18 protein-coding genes are annotated in these 20566 nt (G+C 32.4%); 7 read left to right on the top strand and 11 right to left on the bottom strand.

Annotated features, from left to right (window positions below):
• Nucleotides 1–362 precede the first annotated feature (362 nt).
• Nucleotides 363–752: a MerR family transcriptional regulator gene (locus LG377_RS12375; RefSeq protein ID WP_225745017.1), complete on the bottom strand. Its 390-nt coding sequence runs from the start codon at nt 750–752 to the stop codon at nt 363–365.
• A 67-nt stretch (nt 753–819) separates the two neighbouring features.
• The gene (locus tag LG377_RS12370) at nt 820–1815 is read right to left on the bottom strand and encodes an aldo/keto reductase (protein ID WP_225745016.1); all 996 of its coding nucleotides are present in this window, start codon (nt 1813–1815) and stop codon (nt 820–822) included.
• Between the two features lie 227 nt (nt 1816–2042).
• Between LG377_RS12370 and LG377_RS12365 the strand changes: the two genes are divergently transcribed.
• A complete protein-coding gene (locus LG377_RS12365) occupies nt 2043–2585 on the top strand; it encodes a tyrosine-type recombinase/integrase (protein WP_225745015.1) in 543 nt (180 codons plus the stop codon).
• Between the two features lie 30 nt (nt 2586–2615).
• Here the strand turns inward: LG377_RS12365 and LG377_RS12360 are convergent, their stop codons facing one another.
• The 5 genes from LG377_RS12360 to LG377_RS12340 all read right to left on the bottom strand — a co-directional run bounded on the left by LG377_RS12360 (nt 2616) and on the right by LG377_RS12340 (nt 7929).
• Nucleotides 2616–3617 carry an Abi family protein gene (locus LG377_RS12360; protein WP_225745014.1) on the bottom strand — a complete coding sequence of 334 codons (1002 nt, stop codon included), beginning with the start codon at nt 3615–3617 and terminating at the stop codon, nt 2616–2618.
• Between the two features lie 229 nt (nt 3618–3846).
• On the bottom strand, nt 3847–4707 hold the full coding sequence (locus tag LG377_RS12355; protein ID WP_225745013.1) for an acyltransferase: 861 nt from the start codon (nt 4705–4707) through the stop codon (nt 3847–3849).
• Nucleotides 4704–5183: a Mov34/MPN/PAD-1 family protein gene (locus LG377_RS12350; protein WP_225745012.1), complete on the bottom strand. Its 480-nt coding sequence runs from the start codon at nt 5181–5183 to the stop codon at nt 4704–4706. Before LG377_RS12350 ends, LG377_RS12355 begins: the two co-directional genes overlap by 4 nt.
• Entirely contained in the window at nt 5180–6895 is a 1716-nt protein-coding gene (locus tag LG377_RS12345) for a ThiF family adenylyltransferase (protein WP_225745011.1), read from the bottom strand. Before LG377_RS12345 ends, LG377_RS12350 begins: the two co-directional genes overlap by 4 nt.
• Before the next feature lie 14 nt (nt 6896–6909).
• Complete coding sequence (locus tag LG377_RS12340; protein ID WP_225745010.1) at nt 6910–7929, bottom strand: nucleotidyltransferase; 1020 nt, start codon at nt 7927–7929, stop codon at nt 6910–6912.
• Between the two features lie 216 nt (nt 7930–8145).
• On the opposite strand from LG377_RS12340, the gene LG377_RS12335 reads away from it, so the two are divergent.
• Nucleotides 8146–8439 (top strand): BRCT domain-containing protein, encoded by a 294-nt coding sequence (locus LG377_RS12335; RefSeq protein ID WP_225745009.1) that lies wholly within the window; start codon nt 8146–8148, stop codon nt 8437–8439.
• Nucleotides 8440–8713: 274 nt separating this feature from the next.
• On the opposite strand, the gene LG377_RS12330 is transcribed toward LG377_RS12335, so the two are convergent.
• Nucleotides 8714–9223: a hypothetical protein gene (locus tag LG377_RS12330; protein WP_225745008.1), complete on the bottom strand. Its 510-nt coding sequence runs from the start codon at nt 9221–9223 to the stop codon at nt 8714–8716.
• A 174-nt stretch (nt 9224–9397) separates the two neighbouring features.
• Between LG377_RS12330 and LG377_RS12325 the strand changes: the two genes are divergently transcribed.
• The 3 genes from LG377_RS12325 (at nt 9398) to LG377_RS12315 (ending at nt 12120) form a co-directional block, all read left to right on the top strand.
• On the top strand, nt 9398–9658 hold the full coding sequence (locus tag LG377_RS12325; RefSeq protein WP_225745007.1) for a helix-turn-helix domain-containing protein: 261 nt from the start codon (nt 9398–9400) through the stop codon (nt 9656–9658).
• Nucleotides 9659–10713: 1055 nt separating this feature from the next.
• Nucleotides 10714–11874, top strand: coding sequence for an AIPR family protein (locus tag LG377_RS12320; RefSeq protein ID WP_225745006.1), 1161 nt, complete (start codon nt 10714–10716; stop codon nt 11872–11874).
• A 15-nt stretch (nt 11875–11889) separates the two neighbouring features.
• Nucleotides 11890–12120 carry a helix-turn-helix transcriptional regulator gene (locus LG377_RS12315; RefSeq protein ID WP_225745005.1) on the top strand — a complete coding sequence of 77 codons (231 nt, stop codon included), beginning with the start codon at nt 11890–11892 and terminating at the stop codon, nt 12118–12120.
• A 513-nt stretch (nt 12121–12633) separates the two neighbouring features.
• Here the strand turns inward: LG377_RS12315 and LG377_RS12310 are convergent.
• The 3 genes from LG377_RS12310 to LG377_RS12300 form a co-directional block, all read right to left on the bottom strand.
• The gene (locus LG377_RS12310; RefSeq protein ID WP_255612837.1) at nt 12634–12723 is read right to left on the bottom strand and encodes a putative holin-like toxin; all 90 of its coding nucleotides are present in this window, start codon (nt 12721–12723) and stop codon (nt 12634–12636) included.
• A gap of 458 nt (nt 12724–13181) precedes the next feature.
• Nucleotides 13182–15200 carry a MobQ family relaxase gene (gene mobQ / locus LG377_RS12305; RefSeq protein ID WP_225745003.1) on the bottom strand — a complete coding sequence of 673 codons (2019 nt, stop codon included), beginning with the start codon at nt 15198–15200 and terminating at the stop codon, nt 13182–13184.
• A 1568-nt stretch (nt 15201–16768) separates the two neighbouring features.
• Nucleotides 16769–18262 carry a primase C-terminal domain-containing protein gene (locus LG377_RS12300; RefSeq protein ID WP_225745002.1) on the bottom strand — a complete coding sequence of 498 codons (1494 nt, stop codon included), beginning with the start codon at nt 18260–18262 and terminating at the stop codon, nt 16769–16771.
• Between the two features lie 690 nt (nt 18263–18952).
• Here LG377_RS12300 and LG377_RS12295 point away from each other — a divergent pair.
• Both LG377_RS12295 and LG377_RS12290 read left to right on the top strand, forming a co-directional pair.
• On the top strand, nt 18953–19909 hold the full coding sequence (locus LG377_RS12295) for an AAA family ATPase (protein ID WP_225745001.1): 957 nt from the start codon (nt 18953–18955) through the stop codon (nt 19907–19909).
• 1 nt (nt 19910) lies between these two features.
• Nucleotides 19911–20294 (top strand): hypothetical protein, encoded by a 384-nt coding sequence (locus LG377_RS12290; protein WP_225745000.1) that lies wholly within the window; start codon nt 19911–19913, stop codon nt 20292–20294.
• Nucleotides 20295–20566 lie beyond the last annotated feature (272 nt).

Genomic DNA, 20566 nt, shown 5'->3' with positions numbered 1-20566 from the left:
AAATATAAGTGGTTTTTCTTAAATATCTAAAATGATCTTTGGTGTAGTAAACTAGATAAAGTAAGCATTTTTTAAGTGATTATGATTATAAATTTAAACTTTATAGTGTACAAAATTCATGAAAAAGAAAAGAAGATTTAAGGAATAAGTTATCTGGATTATTAGAACTTGATATTGGAAATATCTTTATGAAAATAAATACGTTCATGAAATGGTTTCTCATTTTTAACAATAGACATTTACTTAATAGAGATATAAATAACAAAATTAATAAAACGCAACAATTCTTAATATTGTTGCATGAAATAAAATAGCCCCAAAGAAGTAGAAATTATTCTACTTCTTTGGGGCTTATTAGTACATTACTTAATAAGATTTTTCATGTCTTTTTCTTTTTTTGATAATCTATCTTCATAATCATTTATTTTGTCTTCTAAACGTTCTAACACACTTTCTATTTCTTCTTTCTTTTTTAACATACTTTGCTGGGATTCTAAAAGTATTTGCTTCCTTTTTTCTAACGCTTCGTCGGCTCCTTGTCTAACTAATTGTGTATATTCTTTTAAGTTATCAATAGGTAATCCCACAGAACGCATACATTTCGCAAACTCTACCCATTTTATATCTTCTTCTGTAAATGTACGAATTCCTGCACTATTTCTAGTAATCGGTGGAATCAAATTGATTTTCTCATAGTAACGTATGGTTGAAGCTGTAATATCTAAAAGGATGGATACTTCTGAAATATTCATTTTTTCTCCTTATCTATGACTTCAGTCATAGTGGTATCTAAAATCAAATTAGTAAGTATTAGCCGAACTAATTATTAGGGTCGTTCAATGCACCAATAATCTCATGTGGTACATAAAGCTCTTCTAAAGAAGCTATTTCTGCTTTTGTTAGTTTAACTTCTAGCGCTGCTACAGAATCATCTAAATACTTTTCTTTAGTTGCTCCAATAATCGTTGAAGCAACCTGTGGTTTTTGAAGCAACCATGCTAATGCTATCTGTGCACGAGGGATTCCTCGCTTCTCTGATAATGCAGATAGTCTTTCTACAACTTTTTTATCTTGCTCTTCTGAAGAAGTATATTTCATTTTTTGGATCGTGTCACTTGTGCTTCGTTCTGTCTGTACAGACCAATCTCGTGCTAACCGTCCAGAAGCTAATGGGCTGTAAGGCGTTATAGCTATATTTTGATCTTCGCAAAATGGAACCATTTCCCGTTCTTCTTCTCGATAGATTAAATTGTAGTGATTTTGCATAGAAACAAATTTTGTCCAGCCATTTTTCTCAGCTACATACTGAGCTTTCTGAAATTGCCACGTATACATAGCTGAAGCGCCAATGTAGCGCACTTTTCCAGATTTAACTAAGTCATGTAAGGCTTCCATAGTTTCTTCAATAGGGGTGTTATAGTCCCATCTATGAATAATATACAAATCAAGGTAGTCCATATCCAAGCGTATAAGTGTTTGATCAATCTCATGCATAATCGCTTTTCTTGAAAGTCCATTTGCGTTAGGACCATCGTGCATATCATTGTAAACTTTAGAAGCTACTACAATTTTTTCTCGATCTGCATAATCTTTCAACGCACGACCTAATATTTTTTCACTTTCTCCTTTTGAATAGATATTAGCTGTATCAAAGAAATTGATCCCTAGATCTAAAGCTTTTTTTATTATTTTTCGACTATCTTCTTCTTTCAATACCCAATCATGAATCCAGCTATCTGGATCACCAAAACTCATGGTACCTAAACAGATTGGTGTGACATCCATACCCGTATTACCTAATTTGACTGTTTTCATCTATGATCACTCCTTTTTCTTACTTTAACTTTATCACTTAAAGTGAGGTTTAAGTCAAGGAAATAGTTTTAAGTATCCTATTTAGATTCCCTTTCTAGAAAATGCAACAATTGTTAAGAATGTTGCGTCCAAAACCTTGAATATTCAAGGTTTTTTTTGTATACTTAATTTATAAGTAAATAACGCAACTTATTGAAGCTGATTGTTGCATTTTAAGGAGCGGAAATATGAGTACTTCGAGTCCAGTGAAAGACCAAGAAAAATTGAGAGAATTGAAAAGTTTGTGGGGAAAGACCTCTAAAAAATATGTTTTGATCGATTTTATGTTGAATACCGGTCTGCGTGTCTCTGACGTGTTGTCGACCAAAGTTGGGACCGTCTTACATGGAGAGTATATCGGAATCGAACAAAAAACGAAAAAACCGAAAAGATTCCAGTTGAACGCAGGAATCCAACTGATTATCAGAGATTATGTAATGACCAACCAACTAACAGAAGACGATTACTTGTTTCCGAGCAATAAAAATCCTGAACAACCCATCAGCCGTTATCAGGCTTTTCGGATTGTCCAGGAATCTGGAGATCTTATTGGATTGAAGTTGTCCCCTCATAGTTTGCGCAAAACTTTCGGGTATCTTCATTATAAGCGGACCAATGATGTGAGTTTGTTGATGAAGGTCTTTAACCATTCTAGTCCAGCGGTCACATTAGCCTATATAGGGCTAGACGAGGAAACTATGCAAAACGAGATTTATAACCATTATATATAATATTAGAAAAATCAACAGCTTCACCTCTGTTTAAATCGATAGAAGCACTTTCCAATTTTCTGGAAATCCCATCTTACTGCACAAAATCAGTTCTGGATAAGTATCTATCCTATTTTCTAATTGATCTATAAATTCGTTCCAGCCTTTTCTTTTATAGTGATTGTTAAAACTAACTAGATGCTTGAACGCCAATAAGTAAGCAAATAAATCTTGATTATCGTCACCTTTTTTTCCTGCTAATTTTTTTTCTTGCTTCATAAGCTGTGGTCTAACAGCGGTAAAGTATCTACCATATATTCTAGAGTAGTGAGCACAAACATTTCTCATATACCAAGCGACACGAAACCAACTGAAAATATACTTTTTCATATGTTTTTTAGGAAAAGCATTAATAATCCAATAATTACGATATCCTTCATCTAAACTTTCAACAAATCGACACAATTCTCCAAAAGTAAGTTCGTCCACTAATACCCACAGAGGAATACTATAGTCTTTGTTATTTTTATGATGCATGATCGGTTCTGATTTACTCGCACTGATTCTGTGTTCTATCATACTTAAACTTTCCCTATATGATTTTTGCGAATTATATATGTTTGGATCTAAATAGAGCTCTGCTTTCTCTAATTCCCCTGTATAGTTGTTTCCTAATTCACGAGTCAATGTTGAACGTAACATGATTTCTATAACTCCAGTAACTTTGTTAAGTTCTTCTCTTAACCATTGATCAAAATTATACAAACTCATAACTTCAGAAAATGTGTATCTTCTACTATTTATTCTAGGTAATTGCTTTCTATATATTGAAAAATAGTAGTAGTTTGTATATTTTAAAAATACACAAGCTTCTCTATATTCATCCTTATTAAAAGAAATAGGATTCCAATCAGCAGTATTTAAATGTTTTATTAAATCATTAGTACTCTTAAATTTTTTCACATCGTAAGGTTTCGTTGTCGGTTTTAATTTAATTTTATCTTTTTCTTTAAATAAAAAATCTACATACTCTAAAGTTTTATAGGTAAACATATGACATCTACTTTCTCAATTTATGTAAAAAAAAAGACCTACCTTGGTCCGCTAGAGATAATTCTCAAGAAGCGTGGTAAGTTCCTATGCATTTATAATACACCAATTTAAATTTTTTGTCAAAAAAATAATAAATTTAATTTACTTCAGCAAAGGTTATTAATGAAAGAAGAAAGTCTTACACCAAATAATGGTTGAATTCTTTCCACTCTCATTACCCCAAAAACCACTACTTTTCAAAGACAATATATTCATCTAAATATTTACGGTTTTCACCCATCTGCAATACTGTAATTTTTTTGAATCCATTTCTTCCAGATTGTGCAAATGAATCTCCAATAATTTTCATACTATTTTTCGGATTCATAGTCGCTAGTACTATAATTTCAGGAAATTGAGATATATACTGTTGGGTAATTTTTCTAACTACAACTACTAATTCTGGATTATCGTAACGAATGCCGTCATCTGTATTGGGAGAAGAGATTTTTACTCTTGGATATTTTTTGTACGGTTCTACTATTTGTTCATTTTCTATGTCGTAAGTATCGCAAATAAGTAATACCAATGGACAATCTTCATTATTTTTTTTAACCATTTCAGAGTCATCGACAATAATTTCTCCATTAAGGATCACGTAATTAGTTGTAGAACTCTCCGATGTATATTCTTTAAATGTTCCTTCTAATATCAATTTAAATTGTAATGGTAGAGAAACTCCTACCAAATATAATTTACTATATCCGAGTAATTTTGAAGCAATCCATAGTCTAATATACTGATCATGCATATAAATATTTTGTCCGTCATTTAATAAAGAATCCTTGTTCATGTTTCTCAAAAAAATAAAGATTGTAGAAAAAGTAATTATGAATATCATAATAAAAGAAGCAATCCCTTTATCAGTAAAGAGTTCATATATAGTTCTAAGAAAATAATTTCTTGTAGATATCTTTGATATCTCCGTAGAAGTTAACGTATTTCCTACTACTAAACTAACAACTAGAGGCGTTATCAATAAAATGACTAATTGAATCCATATTTTGGAAAACCAAAAAAAGAGATCTTTTCGTATACTTTTATTTTTCATACTTCATCACTCCTATCATTAATTGTGAATTCTACGTTTTTCCATGTCTTATTATCTAGGTAAAAAATTCCAATTTTAACTGTACCTATAATAAAAAAGAGCAATGAAGTATCACTGTTATCAGTTATTATCTTTGTCCAAGATTTGTAGTCTGTTTGAGACGGAGTAGGTACGGGTTCTGGGTGACTATGCCATTCTCCTACAAACCCCATGAATCGGTCACTCTGATTTAAATGCTGGTCAATAAACTGCTTGTGGTGTGCCGGGTATTTTCTAAACCTAAACTTACTTCTTTTATCCAAATTACCAGGTTCTGAAGCGAAAGTTACAATGGTAGTATTATTTAATAGTCGCTTACCGACTAACACTCCTCCAGCTTCTTTTTTATCGGCTGTTTGAATATACTTAAAGAAAACTTCTATTGAGCTTTCTTTAATTTCTATAATCCTACCATCGTGTAGCTTTAATTGTATCAACTCGCCTCACCACAAAAAGGACAATATTCAGAAACAACGAACTTTGTTTCTAGTTTTTCTGGTACTTCAGTACAAATTTTATGTCGCTTGCTTAACTTAAACCCTTCCTTCAAAAACTGGTTAGTCCGACCAATACTTGAAGTCAATAAATTATTGCTATCTACTTCCCCTTCGATCACTCTTAAAACTCCTTCACACACAAGATTAGCAGCCGAGTTACTAGCTATATAGTTGTAAGGTATAAATGAAGAACCACAGCTCGCTAAATTTTTTTGGAAGTTTTGTCCAGGTTCAGCAAAGGATGCTCTATTGCTACATAATCCTTCACTACCATAGTTTAAACATCCATAGCACCCAGGATTTTGCGCTTTTGCTATCAAACAATGGCTTCCAATACCATATGGATCAAGCCATCCGAATACTAAAGGTTTATTCATTTCCTTAAAGAAGTTATCAATATAAATATTAGTCATAGTATCTCCAGTACAGGATACTATGATATCTATATCATCAAAAGAAGAAGGATCTACCTCAATCATTTTTTGAAAACTTAAACTTTCCACGTCTATATTAATATTAGGATTTTGCTTTTCGATATAATTTTGAAGGGCTTCTACTTTTGATCCGTCCCCTTTTGACAAACTATCAAAACCAAGCAAATGCCTTGAAATATTTTCCACTTCTATCGAATCATTATCAACTAACAATAGTGATTTGGCACCCATTTTTGAAAGATGGTTTGCTACTATAGATCCTACTGAACCCAAGCCAATTATTGCTATTTTTGCTTTATCTAATGAGTGATTTTGAGAAGTTCTATTAATCTGATACTGACTATCAGCCCTTTTTATAAGCAAAGGTATTACTTTGTGAGAATGATCATTTTTCTTTAAAGGGTTATTATTGCCATGATTTTTCACAAAAAAACCTATTACGATAGTATTACCAGAACTAATAGGAATACCTACAAAGAGCCAAAAACTTTTTTTTGTCCTCTTTAACCATCTTTTATATTGTTTCTTCACTGATGACCTTAAATTTCCATCAATTATATTTTTTACATCTTCTATTTTTAATTCTTTTTTTGGATTAGGAGGTATGATATTGTTGTTTTCCCTTATAGGAAGATATAGTGCAGTTTCTTTTTTTAATTTATTTCTATCGTGATTTTCTCCTAAAACGATATTCAAAATTTCTTGTTTTTTATTATCTTTTTTACTAAATAAAAAATTACGACTTTTGCTTCTTATTATTTCACACTCTTGTATCGAGTCTCCAAGTACTGAGTATAATGTGCAAATACTACGACTCTTACTCTTATTCCATAAATAACTCCAATAAGAAAGAAATTCTCTTCGTAATTCATTTTCCATCTCTTGAGTTTTCCATGTTTCAATAATTTTTAGCACTTGATTTAAACATTCTATAATTAACTGTTCCGGCTTGGTGTTATCAAACACGATATTATCAGTTGGAAAGTAACAAACTTTTCCCTCACTCTCCACATGAGAAAAGAAATCTAAACTATCTTCATATTTGTGCACAAAAATTTCAGGTATCTCATTGGGAAATCTATCTGATATTTCAATTCGCAAAGTAACTTTTTTATTTAAAGCTTCATACTCATATAGAAAACAAGTTAAATTTTTTTGTTCTTTAAATTGAAGAACTTCTCCATAATACTTTTCTATCACTTGCTTAAAATCAGTCATGATAATTACTTCCTTTATGCGCTTGGAGTATCACTAATAACAGCGGTTTGGTTAAACGCTTTGGCAGTCTTTTCCTGAGAAGTGATTTCAAAATCTTCTCCGAAATATTTTTGCAACAGTGTAGTAGATTCATGCAAATCCGACATATTTAAAGCTTCTTCTAATGCTTCATGTAAAGAGGTTAACTTCTTTTTGAAGTCTCTCATCTGATTTTCTGAGACCTTCTGATATACATCTGAATACGGCTCTGTGGGCAAGAATACTTTAAGCCGTTCGTACACATCTTCTTCTCCTGACTCCCAAGAAAATCCGTTTATCATTTTATTTACAAACTTTTTTAAACAGAGAGCATCATCATATTTGTTTTCATAAGTAATGCTATCAAATAAATATTCTGGAGTAAATTTGTCAATCGCAAATACAGAAATACCAATACCCGTAGGTCGATTATCTTGTCCTTTAAACTTTAAGTCTTTCCATCTTTTAAGATAACGAATGATTCGACGAAATTGTTTTCTATCTTCCTCAGTATTTTGTGCTTTGTTGATCTTTTCTTTCAAACTTTTAGGATCAGCAATTTCCCAACATTTGTTTTCTGGTTGACTTTTTAATTTTCCTTTACATAAATAAAGACTATCATTCTCTTCACGATAAATAGCTATATCCACATGTACATTGTCTTTCGGAAACTCAACTGTTATGCAAGGCACTTTTACTCTAACGTTTTCCTCTCCGTATTGCATTATAAGGGCATCAAAAACTGCTTTTTTTGCTGTACCTGGACTCAGTTCATCTTCAGTAGCTTGGATAATCATTCCTCTATCTATATCATAATCTTCGTTAGTCAAAGGTTTTATTCCTGTGTGAGTTGAGTAACTTCCTTGATCAAAAAAACTATACTTAAAATTTAATTGAATATTATCTTGTATAACTTCTTCAACTTCGCTTCTCTTTTCACGCAATGTATCTTTATCATCAAGTTCTAGCCTAATATTTTCATGAAACTTATTAAAAGACATTTGCAAATTCGACATAGGTAAACACTCCAATTCCGCATAATATAAATTCCGAACCTTAGTTCTAATTATAGCGAAACAACCTCATTAATTGCAAACCTTTTCAAAAAAATAGAAATGGAACCAGTGTATTCTCTTGCATAAAAGCTTATACTAAAAATTATTATAAAGTGATTTTGATAATAAGCTTAAAACAGTCGAAGAAAATAACTAAAGACAAGCGAGGTACAGCGAATGATTCGAAACGAAACGGTTGTGTTCACAGGAAAATTAGCTAGTATGACTAGAAAACAGGCACAGAATTTGGTTCGATCTTTAGGCGGACAGGTCCAGTATAGTGTATCTCAAAAGACAACTCTTTTAGTGATTGGAAGAAGTAACCTAGATCTTTTCGAGCCGGACTCTCGATCATTAAAACTTAAACATGCTGAAGAACTTCAAAACAGAGGGTTAGAACTTAAAAAAATAATAGAAGACGAATTTATTAGACTGGCCATTATCCAATTACAATCCAAAATCAATAGATGATTGACTTTATATCACTAGCTTTTTAAAGAAACATAGTCAGATACAAATGTAGCACATTGGTTTGCAATGAAAAAATAGGAAATTATATTAGATACTACGAAAGCTAGTATTAGTTGAAAACTGAAAAGCATATGTAAAGAAGAGTGAGCGTAATATGCTCACTCTTCTTTATTCCGTTAAAATATTAGATAATCAAATTACTATTCATTTAACTTGATTCACTCTATTTTTGTAGAACAATTCTCTTATACAAAAATCATTATCAACTTATCGGTCAATCATTAATAAGATGATAGTTGGTATTTTCAAAATCTATTTCGACAATCTCAATATCTCCATAGCAGCGCCCTTCATCTATAACTTCTTTTGACGCAGCTAGCCAAAACGCTTCAGAAAAATTCGTTGCGCAATAAGTTTCAGTTCTATTCCCCTCATGGAATTGTTCTAGGTATTCTTTTGCAAATTCGGGCTTATCTTCCCAATATTCTTTAACATTTTTTTCTATACATGAAAGCATATATGCTTCTTTTTCTTCAGAAGTCATTTCTCGAATTCTATCAACCTCTTCAAACAATCCTGATTCGCTATTATACAAAGGACCTATTTCATCTCGATAAAATCGCTCAAAAAAACTATCAATCATTACAAAACTAGAAACATATTCTTGTACAAACTCATTATCAACTTGATTCCTAATAAATATTTCCCGAGCCTCTTCTTTACTATCAGCATTCACAACAACCGCTAAACCTTCTTCTGAACTTACTGCATATATCTTGCTCATTTTATATCCTCCAATATCTATCTAAATACTTTTTTTGAAATGATTTATAAGATAGATCTATTATAAGTTGAGCCTTTTTTAAGGCTTATCTCAAAAAGAACCAGAACTAGTCCCATTATAACATGAGCAAAATCTAAACTTAACATTAAAAGGACTTATTTCAGTTCTAAAGGTGTGCTACATTTGATGGAAGAAAAAATAATCGATAACGAAAATATCATAGGCTCTAATATTAGACGATTGCGTAAACAAAAAGGGATCGGTCAAACTGAATTAGTAAAACAGCTTCAATTAAAAAATGTAAATATGACAAGAGAAACTTTAGTTAAAATAGAAGCTGGCAGACAGCATATTAAATTGAGCCAATTAGACGGTATTAAACATATATTAAACGTTAACTATGAAGTGCTACTAGCCGATAAAGATGAAAAATAATCTGTTGCATTTCTCATTACACAACTTACGCAAACGAGTAATAAGTCAAGACCTTTAAAGCAACCTTAAAAAGAGATAAAGACGGCAAATTTTTTAAATATGACGGCTTTTTATCATTAGAAAGTAAAAAGCATAAATTGCATTTCAAATAATGTATTGAAAAGTACCTATAAATAGCGTTATGTATGGTATTATATACAAGGTAAGAGCTGTCGCAAACCCATCATGCGACTCATTAAAATGTGGGCTCGTCAAGAACTGTCGCAAACCCATTACGCGATTTATAAAATGTGGGTTCGTAAGTAAAAAAGTATATATCTCTAGAACAGAAGGACTAATGTCCCTCTGTTCTTTTTTTTTTCTTGAAAGTGGGTACAAACTTCGAATGCAATGTCATGCTTCATAAAAATAAATCAAGAGCGTTTCTTATCACTATTTTTAAAATTTTAGTGATAAAAATTTGACAAGTATCGCGGTTTGTCCAAATTGTCATGTGCGCATTCATGAATTGGAATTTCAGACTGACAAGGAAAAATTATTGAATAAAGTAGCAAAAAGAGCATTTAGAGATTGAATATTTATTATCTGTACTAAATGTCCAGAAAAACCACTTACCTTACTGATTCCATAATTCAGTAGTTAAGGGGTTTTTTAGAAGTATATTGTCTCAGCCTAAACAGAAAGTGTTCTTTGTTAACATTATAATTCGGAGTAAAATTAAATACTTTGAAAATTAGATAGTACCTAAATATCTTAGAAATAACCGAGTCTTATTTTCTCAAATAAAGACTGCTTTTCTTTCGTTAGCAAGGTGGTTACAATCCTTATAGCAATTTATTATTCATATTTTTGTTAAACGGTGGCTATTTTTTCTTGAAAGCAAAAATGTTATGATAGAGCCCTTTATATGGTAAAGAATGATAATAAAAATAAAAAAATTGACATTATATCGATATATCGATATAATGTATGTGCAATGGTTATTTTACAATCATTAGCAATCGATCTATTATCAACTTTTGATAATTAGACCTATAAAATAGGAGGAATATGAAATGAGTAACAAAAATACAAACATTGTTGAAATACCGGTGTGTGGGTTTAGGAAGTTAGAAGATCCCTTCGTGACTAAGTATAATAAATACTTTACTTACGTTCACGTAAAGGATATACCAGCAGATTTACCTATGATGACAAATCCAAGAGAACAAAATTTAAACACAGACGTTGCCAAAGCGATTAAGAATTCACTGACATCTGGTGAACAACAATTCCATAAAAGAAATCGTGGAATATTATTATCGGTTGACAGTATTCACTTTAACAACAAAACTGATAAAATGACCTTAGTCTTTAAAGATTTGAATGTCCATGGGAACATAGATGGAGGTCACACATACAAAATTATTTTAGACGAACTCAGTAAAAATAAAACTATAGATGAATATGTTCAAGTTGAAATAATGGAAGGCGTAGAGGACCAAATGGACTTACTAGCAGAAGCACGCAATACATCTGTTGAAGTCAGTGAGCAATCCTTGGCTGAACTACGAGATCAATTCGATCCTATTAAAGACTCTATAGGTGGCTTACCGATGTATGAGAGAGTTGCATTTAAACAATTCGAAAAGAGAGATGAATTTCCTGTTTATCGAATTATAGACGCAAGAGAAATTGTAGCAGTTCTAACAATGTTTAATAAGGATAAATATAGTAATATTAAACACCCAACTGTTGCATATTCTTCAAAAGCTTCAGTTCTAACAGCTTATCTACAATCTAATGCTGTATTCGAAAAAATGCATAATATTGCCCCTGACATATTTGATTTATATACAGAAATAGAAATGACTCTCCCATCCGCTTATAATAATGAAGGTGGTAAATACGGTGCTTTATCATATTCCGGATATAATGATGGTAACCCTGTAGCCAAAACTAGATTTAATGATCATGATTTGAGATATAAGGTACCTGTAGGACTTATATATCCAATACTGGGAGCTTTTAGATCTATATTAAAAGAAGACGAAAACGGAATGTATGAATGGAGGAAAGATCCGTTTGAAACATATGACACCTTAAAAAATGAGTTAGCTAAAAAAGCTATTAATTATATGTCTTCTATTGGTGGAAACCCGACTGTCGGAGGTAAAGAAGCTACTCTTTGGGATGTTATGTACATGACAGTAGAGAGATCACTAATTAATATATAAAGGAAGTGCGGTATATTGGCACCTACGGTAAAGTCAAAATTAAGAATAGATGAATTATTAATCAAAAAAAATATGACTCAAAAAGATTTATCTGAGCAGACAGGCATTCGTGCAAATACAATAAGTGATATAGTTCGAGGTGCAAGAACGGTAATTAATTTTAAGCATCTTGAACTAATAGCAACTGTGTTAGATGTTCAAGATATTAATGATATATTGACTTTTGAAAAGATAGAAAATAAATGATAGCAGACATTTGTATATATGGAATTCTATAAAAGTAATATCAAGAGCCCCTTCAAATAGGGGTTCTTTTTCTTTAGGGCTACGTAAAAAATTAATACATTATACCTAGGTGAAATCATGTATAAATTTTTTATAAGGAAAGCCGCATAAAACGAGTACAACGTTTAACCACTAAGAACTTATCTTGAGATAATCGATTTTATATTCTGTTACTAAGCTTTTTCTCGAACTGCTACTTGTAATGATCTTACTAGATTCTGTTCTCCTTTCCTAATCATACTAGCTAATTTTTTAGTAGATACTGCTACTTCATTTTTTAGTATACAGTACGCAACTTTTATCAATGAATTTCTACCAAACAACACATGGTGTATTATACTATTTGACTACATGTAAACATATGGTATAATTTAGATAGAAAAAGAGGACATGCGCTAACATGCCCTCTCGTGTAGAACCGTTAAGACGGTAGCAAAGTTTGATTATTAAAAAATAACCGTTAACTCGCCAAAGTTAAAGACGGTTATTTTTTTTGTCGTTGTTTAGCTTTATCAGCACAACTACAAGACTAATTAAGGAAATCAACAGACTTCCAAAACCCATCATGAGCTGTAAGGCTTCAGCTACGGACAAAAAGGCTTCTCCTTTCTAAGATTTCAGTACCTATTTTCATAAGCACCACCACCTTCCAAGATAGCCACCGTCTCAACTTTCTACTTCTCTATTATACCATGGTTTCATGCTAAATGGTTGATATACCAAGGAGATTTTTACAAAAAAGAAGCTATATGAGGGGTTCTCAGACAGCTTCTTTTAATTGAAAAAACATTCCCGCCCACGTTTTATAGATCGCATAATGGGTTTGCGATATGCTCTGAGCCTGCCCACGTCTTGTATACCGCCTAATGGGTTTGCGGTAATTCTAATTAGATTATATCATTCACGTTCTTATACATACAACCTATATTTTTATCTTAATTAATCAACGTACGCTCTATAAAGCTGATTAAGATACTTTTAATGGCTTTTCCATTCCAATAAAGTGATTAGTCTTATTTTATTTATAAATGGCTTGAATAGCCTCTATCGTGTTTGTTTTTTCTATTTAGAGTGTTTTTTACTGATTTTGGCCTTTGACTGGAAATCTCTTCTGAACGCCTTCTCGCATTGTCTTCACTGGCTTGAATGAGGTTCTCGTACAAACGAGTATTCGATAAAAATGAAAATAATGGATTTAGGGGTGTCTCTTGATGATCTTGTCCATTCTTTGTGTTAGCTTTTCTCTCTTGGTAGACTCCTGAATCTTCTAATTCAGAAAGAAACAGTTTTTGTTTGCTGGTATCTGTAACCGTATGGAACAATTCTTTTTTAAATGGATCCTTTTCTATCGTCGCTAATTCCTCTTCTGTAAAAGAGTGTTTTTTAAATTTATCAAGATACTCTAATCCCAACATTCTCTCATAATGACTGTATTTTTGAATCAATTCTTTTTGCCCAGCACGAATAAGTTGAACTTCTGAGAATCGATCACCATAGTAATCAATTAGACTTGAAAGGCGCTCTTTTTCATGAAGCGTCAGTTGCTTTAAATCAACTGTAGGATATCTAGACCGTATGGTTTCTTCAAAATATTGTTCTGTTATTTTAATCGATTCGAAAGCCAGTTGTTCTTTCATATCGATCTTTTTCAGATCCAATTTAACATCTTCAGAAACACCCGTTAACGCTTCAGGATCTTCAAGATCTATACCATATGTTTCAAGAAAAGCTGCTTTATCTTTACGCGCTTTTAGAAATACTTTCTGGAAAACTTTTATATCTTCAGAATAAGGATCGCGGTATATTTGCTGCAACCGATCATTCAATTGGTTCTCTTTAGCTTCACTCAGTACCGTATGAACTTCTTCAGTAGTTAATACGCGATCTTCTTTAATCGTCGCTTCTGATAAAACACGTTTATAGTAGCTCGAAGGATTTTTTTCAGCGACTTTTGGATAATACGTTTCAATGATTCGATCATTTCTTTTGTCTATAATATCCGCAGCTTCTTCTAAATGTAGAGTAAAGATTCTTTTATACTGACTACTATCTTTAACCGTTATCCCTAGATCACGATTAATCGTCGTAGATCGTTCCCAATTCGACAATAATCGTCTACTTTCTTTGATACTTTCAGACGTAATAGACGGCAAGTTTAACGCACCAGAAAGGGTCAATAATTTTTTCTTTTCAGTATCTGATAGCTGCTCGATACTTTGTTGAATCCCTGTCTTTTTACTGTCTTCACTTCTAGTATATTCTGTTTCATAATTCTCTTTTTTTATTGTTCGATTTTGTTCTACTCGATCACTTTTTCGACCATTCTGTTCCATCTGTCTTGCGACATATCCTTCATGAATGGTAGGCGTTCTTTTGATACCTTGTTCCACATAACTTTTGTCCGTAACGCGATCACTATATCCTAGTTTTTCCAGGTGTTTATTTTGAATATTCGCCCATTCTTCTCTCCACTCTTTGAAGACTTCTTTGTTTCCCCAACCAGTTAAATCTACTTTACGCGACCGAACATTTCCTGCTTTCGTTTTCTGTTTTTTTCCTTCTTCGTCCAACAAATATTCTTTTTTTGTTTTGTCTCCCCAGTTTCCATTTTCGTCAAAAGGTCGGACCGTTGTTAGAACATGGGCATGCGGATTATTTTCATCATCTCTATGAATCGCAACATCTGCGACCATTCCACGATTAACAAATTGATCTTGAACAAACTCTTCTATTAAAACTCTTTGTTGTTCGTCTGTCATTTCTCTAGGTAAAGCAATCGTAAAAGATCGAGCCAATTGTGCTTTAAGAAATGTCTCCTGTTCCTCTACACCATTCCATAATTTTTTTCTATCAAGAGTCCAACTTGGCGCATGATCTGGTTTTAAAATAAACGTTTCTGGAGGAACGTCTCTTTTGTAAAAGCTAGTAATTCCATAACGTTCACTATACAATTTTTCTCCACTTCGATAACTCGCACTTGCTATGGCACTTTGCCCTTTAGCTCTACTAATGATCCTGCAATTAAAACTATATTGTGCCATTGGTTTATCTCCCTCTTTGATCTTTTATTTAATCTATTAGACCTAAATTTTCGCAGAAAATTTTACTCCGCTTGAACCAGGAAAACACGAATGCTAATGAGGTTTTGTCCCCTGATTAGGAATGAACGAAGTGAGTGGATAATCGAAGGGGATAAATCTGTTTTCTATATTTTATATTTGATATTTGATTTTCTGACGTTAGCATACACCTTTCGAAGAAGGGTGTATAAGTGCGCCCTTTGTCTATCTCTCTATTATTGTATCATTCCTACTCTACCATTGCCAATCTATACTTTCCCTCAAAAGTTCACTTGTCAAAGGGGGAAAGTCCCATTCAATCTAACCCAAATAATAACTCCAAATTGATATCAATATAAACTAAATAGTCTACCTTAAAACATCCTTTAAGTAATCTTTTAAAAACACTACAAAGTTGAAACTAAAAAATAAAAATGATCAATAAAAATCAACTAATTTTTATTATATTCCATGCCTGGTATATAAAATTTTCAAACCCATATACACTCAATTTAGATCAATATTATTGTCAATAATCTCTCAAAATTCTCAAATATATCTAGACTTTTTGTTCAGCTATTTTCCTTTCCATTACCCAAAAAGTTTCCAGGATTCTTTGAAAAATAACCTCCTTTAGAATTAAATTTCTATCCAAAATTAAACGAACTAATAGTAAATTTATTCACCATTTCAAAAAAACATTCAGCTCACTTTCTCGATCAATATCAATAAGTAAATACTGTATCATTTCGAAATAATAGCTCCTACAATATCGTTCAAATCATTACCTTCCATTCGTCCGTATGATCACTAAGATAATTCCTAATGTTATCCTTTATAAATCAAAACAAACTCCTAAGTAGTCTGAATTAAGTTCTCAATATCCCATCAACAATCCCACTAATTTCTTCAAATATTCCCCAAATATACTCATAAATTATTCGATAACATTCAATTACTCAAACCATCTAAAACTAGAAGTAACGGATGAGGTTACTTCTAGTTTTAGTCTATAAAAAAATTTAAAAACCTGATAAAATATCTCTACTTCTTCACTATCATTTCATGTACTAGTCAGAACATTTCTTAGTCAGATTTGTTCCACAAAAAAAGCGCCTAACACTTCATCTTATTCAACAACTTTGACCAAGTCTCTACCTAGAAAAACAGTTAAAAAAGTCACTTATTTCTAAAAATATTTTTTCACAGAAGAAAACTTTGAAAACAATAATCAAGTATCCTTTATACCTTCAAGAACATAATCATAAGATAAAGACTAGTATCAAAAAACCTTAATATGACTGGAACTCCATTTTATAAAGTTCCAGTCATGCCAACAGTTTTAAATACATTTTTAACCAAGAATACTCCAAATATTTTATTTTCAAAGATCAATAAACGACATAAATACAAAGGTAACCTAGTAGAAAAACCTACTCAAAAAAATATAAAACTACCCTAGACGATAGGGAACATCCCAATAAAGAAGTTAGACAAGAGGAAAGAAGTATACTAGAAATAAGTAATAGGCAGTTCGTCCCTTTTAAAATTTAAGAAGTATTTATGATCTCTAAAGGAATATTAGGTCTCCATTCTTCTTTTTTTAGTTGCATGTCTTCTACTTCTTTCACGATCTGTTCAGCTTTAGGTAACCTCTTCACGAGTTCTCTTTTTTGTTTCGCATACTGTTCTTTCTTTTGCCCCAATAAACTAACGACAACACTTTTAGTTGTCCCTAGACGCGTATATCCGCCTCTTCCAGGCTTCGTTTGAATGATCACGTAGTGATCTTCCTTTAGCATTCTTAACAAATCTTTGAGGCTCGATTCAGGAATATTCAGCTCTTTTTCAAGCTCTTTTCTCGTTAATTCAATAAACGCTTCTTTGTTTTTAGTTTTTTGTTCAATTAATTGAATCAGATCTAACCGGTACTCCGAATAATGGGTTTTCTCACGTTCTTCTCTGGGCTTTGCAAACTTGTGCCATGCAGCTTTATTTAAACTCTCAGAGCGATTTTGAGTGATCCCCCACTGTTCTTCCAATAATTGTACATATTGCGCTGAAGCACCACTGTAACGTCCTGAATAAGCAGATCTGACAATCTTCTTCACTTCTCTATCAGATAATGGGTTCGCCAAAAAGGTATTGAACTCGTCCATTAAGTCAATACAGTCTTCCTTTTCCATTTTTGAAGAGTAACACGCCAAAGAAGCCGTAAAAATTGCGGAATTTCGTCCCAACAATCCTTTGCCACCTTTTATCGTCTTCACGTTTAATAAACTTCTAAACCAGCTTGTTTTAATTTGTTTGAACTCAGTATTTCTAAAATTGTTTTTCTGAAGCATTTGTCTTTCTTGTTTTTGATCGTCACTGATTTTCATGGACCACACCATGAGTGTTTTAAAACTGAATACGTTTGTCGGATCATAGTAGACAATATTATCTTCTCGTGGAAATCTAAAAATACCAAAGGGATTGCAGCCAAAATCGACCCCTTCAATTTCTTTTGAAAAAGCTACTTTTAATGATCTCGCAATAGCCTTATTGGTTCTCAAAGACTTATATTCGTTTGCTTTAGAAATATAGCTCGGTTGGTCCAACACAAAGTAAGCCTGATAGCCATTAGGCGTCTCTAGGATCAAGGTCGGAACCGTATTAAGTTCAAGTCCAGCTATTAAAATATCGTCGCTGCTCACTTTTTCTTTTGAACAATCAAAATCAATTACAAATGTATTGATTTGTTGCAGGTTTTCTTCCGAGAAACCCATGACATGTTTTCTGTTTGAATCTGTGTATCCACCCCAGCGGTAGACGTTCGGTGTCCAGTGAGAGAGCTTTTCTTTATTCTCATAGATAGCTTCTTCTGAAGTAATAACGAATCCTCTTGCTTTAGTCATACTTTGTTTATTACGAAAAGCAAAAGTGACACCCTTTTTACCAGGAGCTTCAACAAAATTTGGTGGGCAACCTTTGCTATTTTTATATTTATATGTCAGTAATCCTTTTTTCAAGATTAATTTATATGTATTATTTTCTTCAGTCATGTACTTATCCTTCCCAAAAAGAGAACACATATTTACTGTATTCTCTCCAAAGGATAATAGGTCTACACTTGATTTAAATAGACTCTATTAAATTGAAGTGCTCGCCCTATTATGCTAAAATAGGTAGCGAACGGAATACCATCCGTCCACAAACTAAATTTCATAAGTGGTTACCAGCCACTTATAAACCCTAGAGGCGAGCAGGAACACATAAAGTTGGTTATGTGATTCTGAAGAATATGATTCTCGTAAAATCATATTCTTCCGTCTCTTTTTTATTTTTCTATAGCCACACCTTAACTGACTGCAAAAACTATGTAAATAGAGATAGGCAAAAAAAAAAATAGGAGAAAAGGGGAAATTTCTCCTTTTCTCTTTTCAAAAAAATAGGAGGAATTTCCCCTTTTCTCCTTTTCTCCTTTTCTCCTTCAATAAGTAATTGAAAGCTTACCCCATTGTAATTTGCTAATCCTATAGTGTTTTTCTAATAACTGTACTCAGGAGAAAAAGAGATTTAATGCTTATTTTTCTCCTTTTCTCCTTTTCTCCTTTTCTCCTTTTCTCCTTTAAAAATTTTATTATTAACAACTTGAAACATTTCTCCTAAATACATTTTACTATTGTAATCATTTCCAACTATGGTATACTGATTTTAGGAGAAGTTTTACATTATACGGAGGTGCTTTACATATGACAGCTAAGACTATAATAAATGCAAATCAAAAGGGCGGTGTAGGCAAAACAACTTCTACATCCTTTGAAGCCATCATCGCTTCGCTACCTAATGAAGAGTTTAATAATAAATGTCTATTGATAGACTTTGATAAGCAAGCTAACGCAACTAGTATAATGGGCAAAACTTTTGACAAAGGATTCCCCTCTACAGTTATTAGTGCCGTAAGAGATAATGATTTGAAAGGATCAATAGTGGAGCTAACTCCCAACTTACATATGATAGCTGGCGGTGGCGATATGGCGAAATACGGATTATACTTAGAACTACTCTATCCTTTTAAAAATGATACACCTCAACATGTTTCTGAGGTTACTAAACAACGTACATTTCATTTTTCAAAAATGCTTGATCCTTTAAGAGAACTATATGACTATATTTGGATTGACGTTGGCCCAAGTACAGATATTAAAGTTGACAACGCAATGGTCTGTGCAGATTACTTCGTTATTCCCCAGGAAACCAAAACCTATTCCTTTGAAGGATCTTTAGATATTATAAACGTATACTTACAGACTTTAATAGACGACTTTGGAGAAGATTTTAAAGGTGAAGTGTTAGGGCTATTGCCGTTTTTACTTCAACCTAAAAGAGACTTACACGAGTCAATTATTGCTCAAACGAAAGAAGCTTTTGGCGAGAACTTCACATTCAATGCAATAGTGAATAATCAGAAAAGGATTGACGATTATCCTGAATATGGCATTTCAGTAATAGACCACCACGATAGAAAAGTATTCGCTTTGTTTGCTGATATTTTTAAAGAACTTGAAGAGAGAATTGAATTGTTTGAAAGTTTAGGTGATATACCTGAAGATTATACGTATAAACCTAGGTACCTGAACGGTAACAAGCTTACAGATAGTTCTCGTAAATTAGACTTAGGTACATTCGAACCGAAAGCAGGTGCTTAAAATGGCTCTAACTAATAGAAAGAAAAAAGACAGACCCGTAGTTGAAAGTCCAGTATCTGAATCAAGATTTAGTGAATCTGTAGACTCTGAAACAATACCTAAAAAGGAGAAGTCCGTAACTGAAAAAAGTACAGCTAAACATTATTCTAAAGTTGAAACAGACGTAACAAGTATCGACTTCAATACTGAATATTCCGCTAAAGACAGAAAAACCATAAAAGCCGATCCAGATATTAAATCATTAATTGAGATTTTTTCGGACTTTGAAGGTGACAAGGCATATGAAACTTTACGTAAAATGGCAAAGTTTTATTATGAAAATAACTACGACGAAAGAGCACAAAGAATTATAGCCAGTATTCAAAACAATAAATTTCTTGGATAAGGAAAAAGAGATTAGGGTATTTTCGCCTAATCTCTTTTTCTCTTTTTCTCTTTTTCTCCTAAATACATTATTACTTTTTCTAATAATTGCTAGCTTTTAACTTTAATTTATTGTTCCATTGACTACTGCCATCAGTTCGTACCAGAGTGCAGAAACTTTATCCATAACTTTGCAGTTCCCATTTAGTTAATTTCTTAATTGAGATAAAGCATTGGTATACCGATAACTGGTGCCCGCAAAAGTAAAGATATGGGCATGATGAATCAAACGAT

The organism is Marinilactibacillus sp. Marseille-P9653, assembly GCF_916618885.1.
Lineage (GTDB): Bacteria > Bacillota > Bacilli > Lactobacillales > Carnobacteriaceae_A > Marinilactibacillus.
Note: the sequence above shows the minus strand (reverse complement) of the source record. Positions and strands in the feature narration are given on the sequence as shown.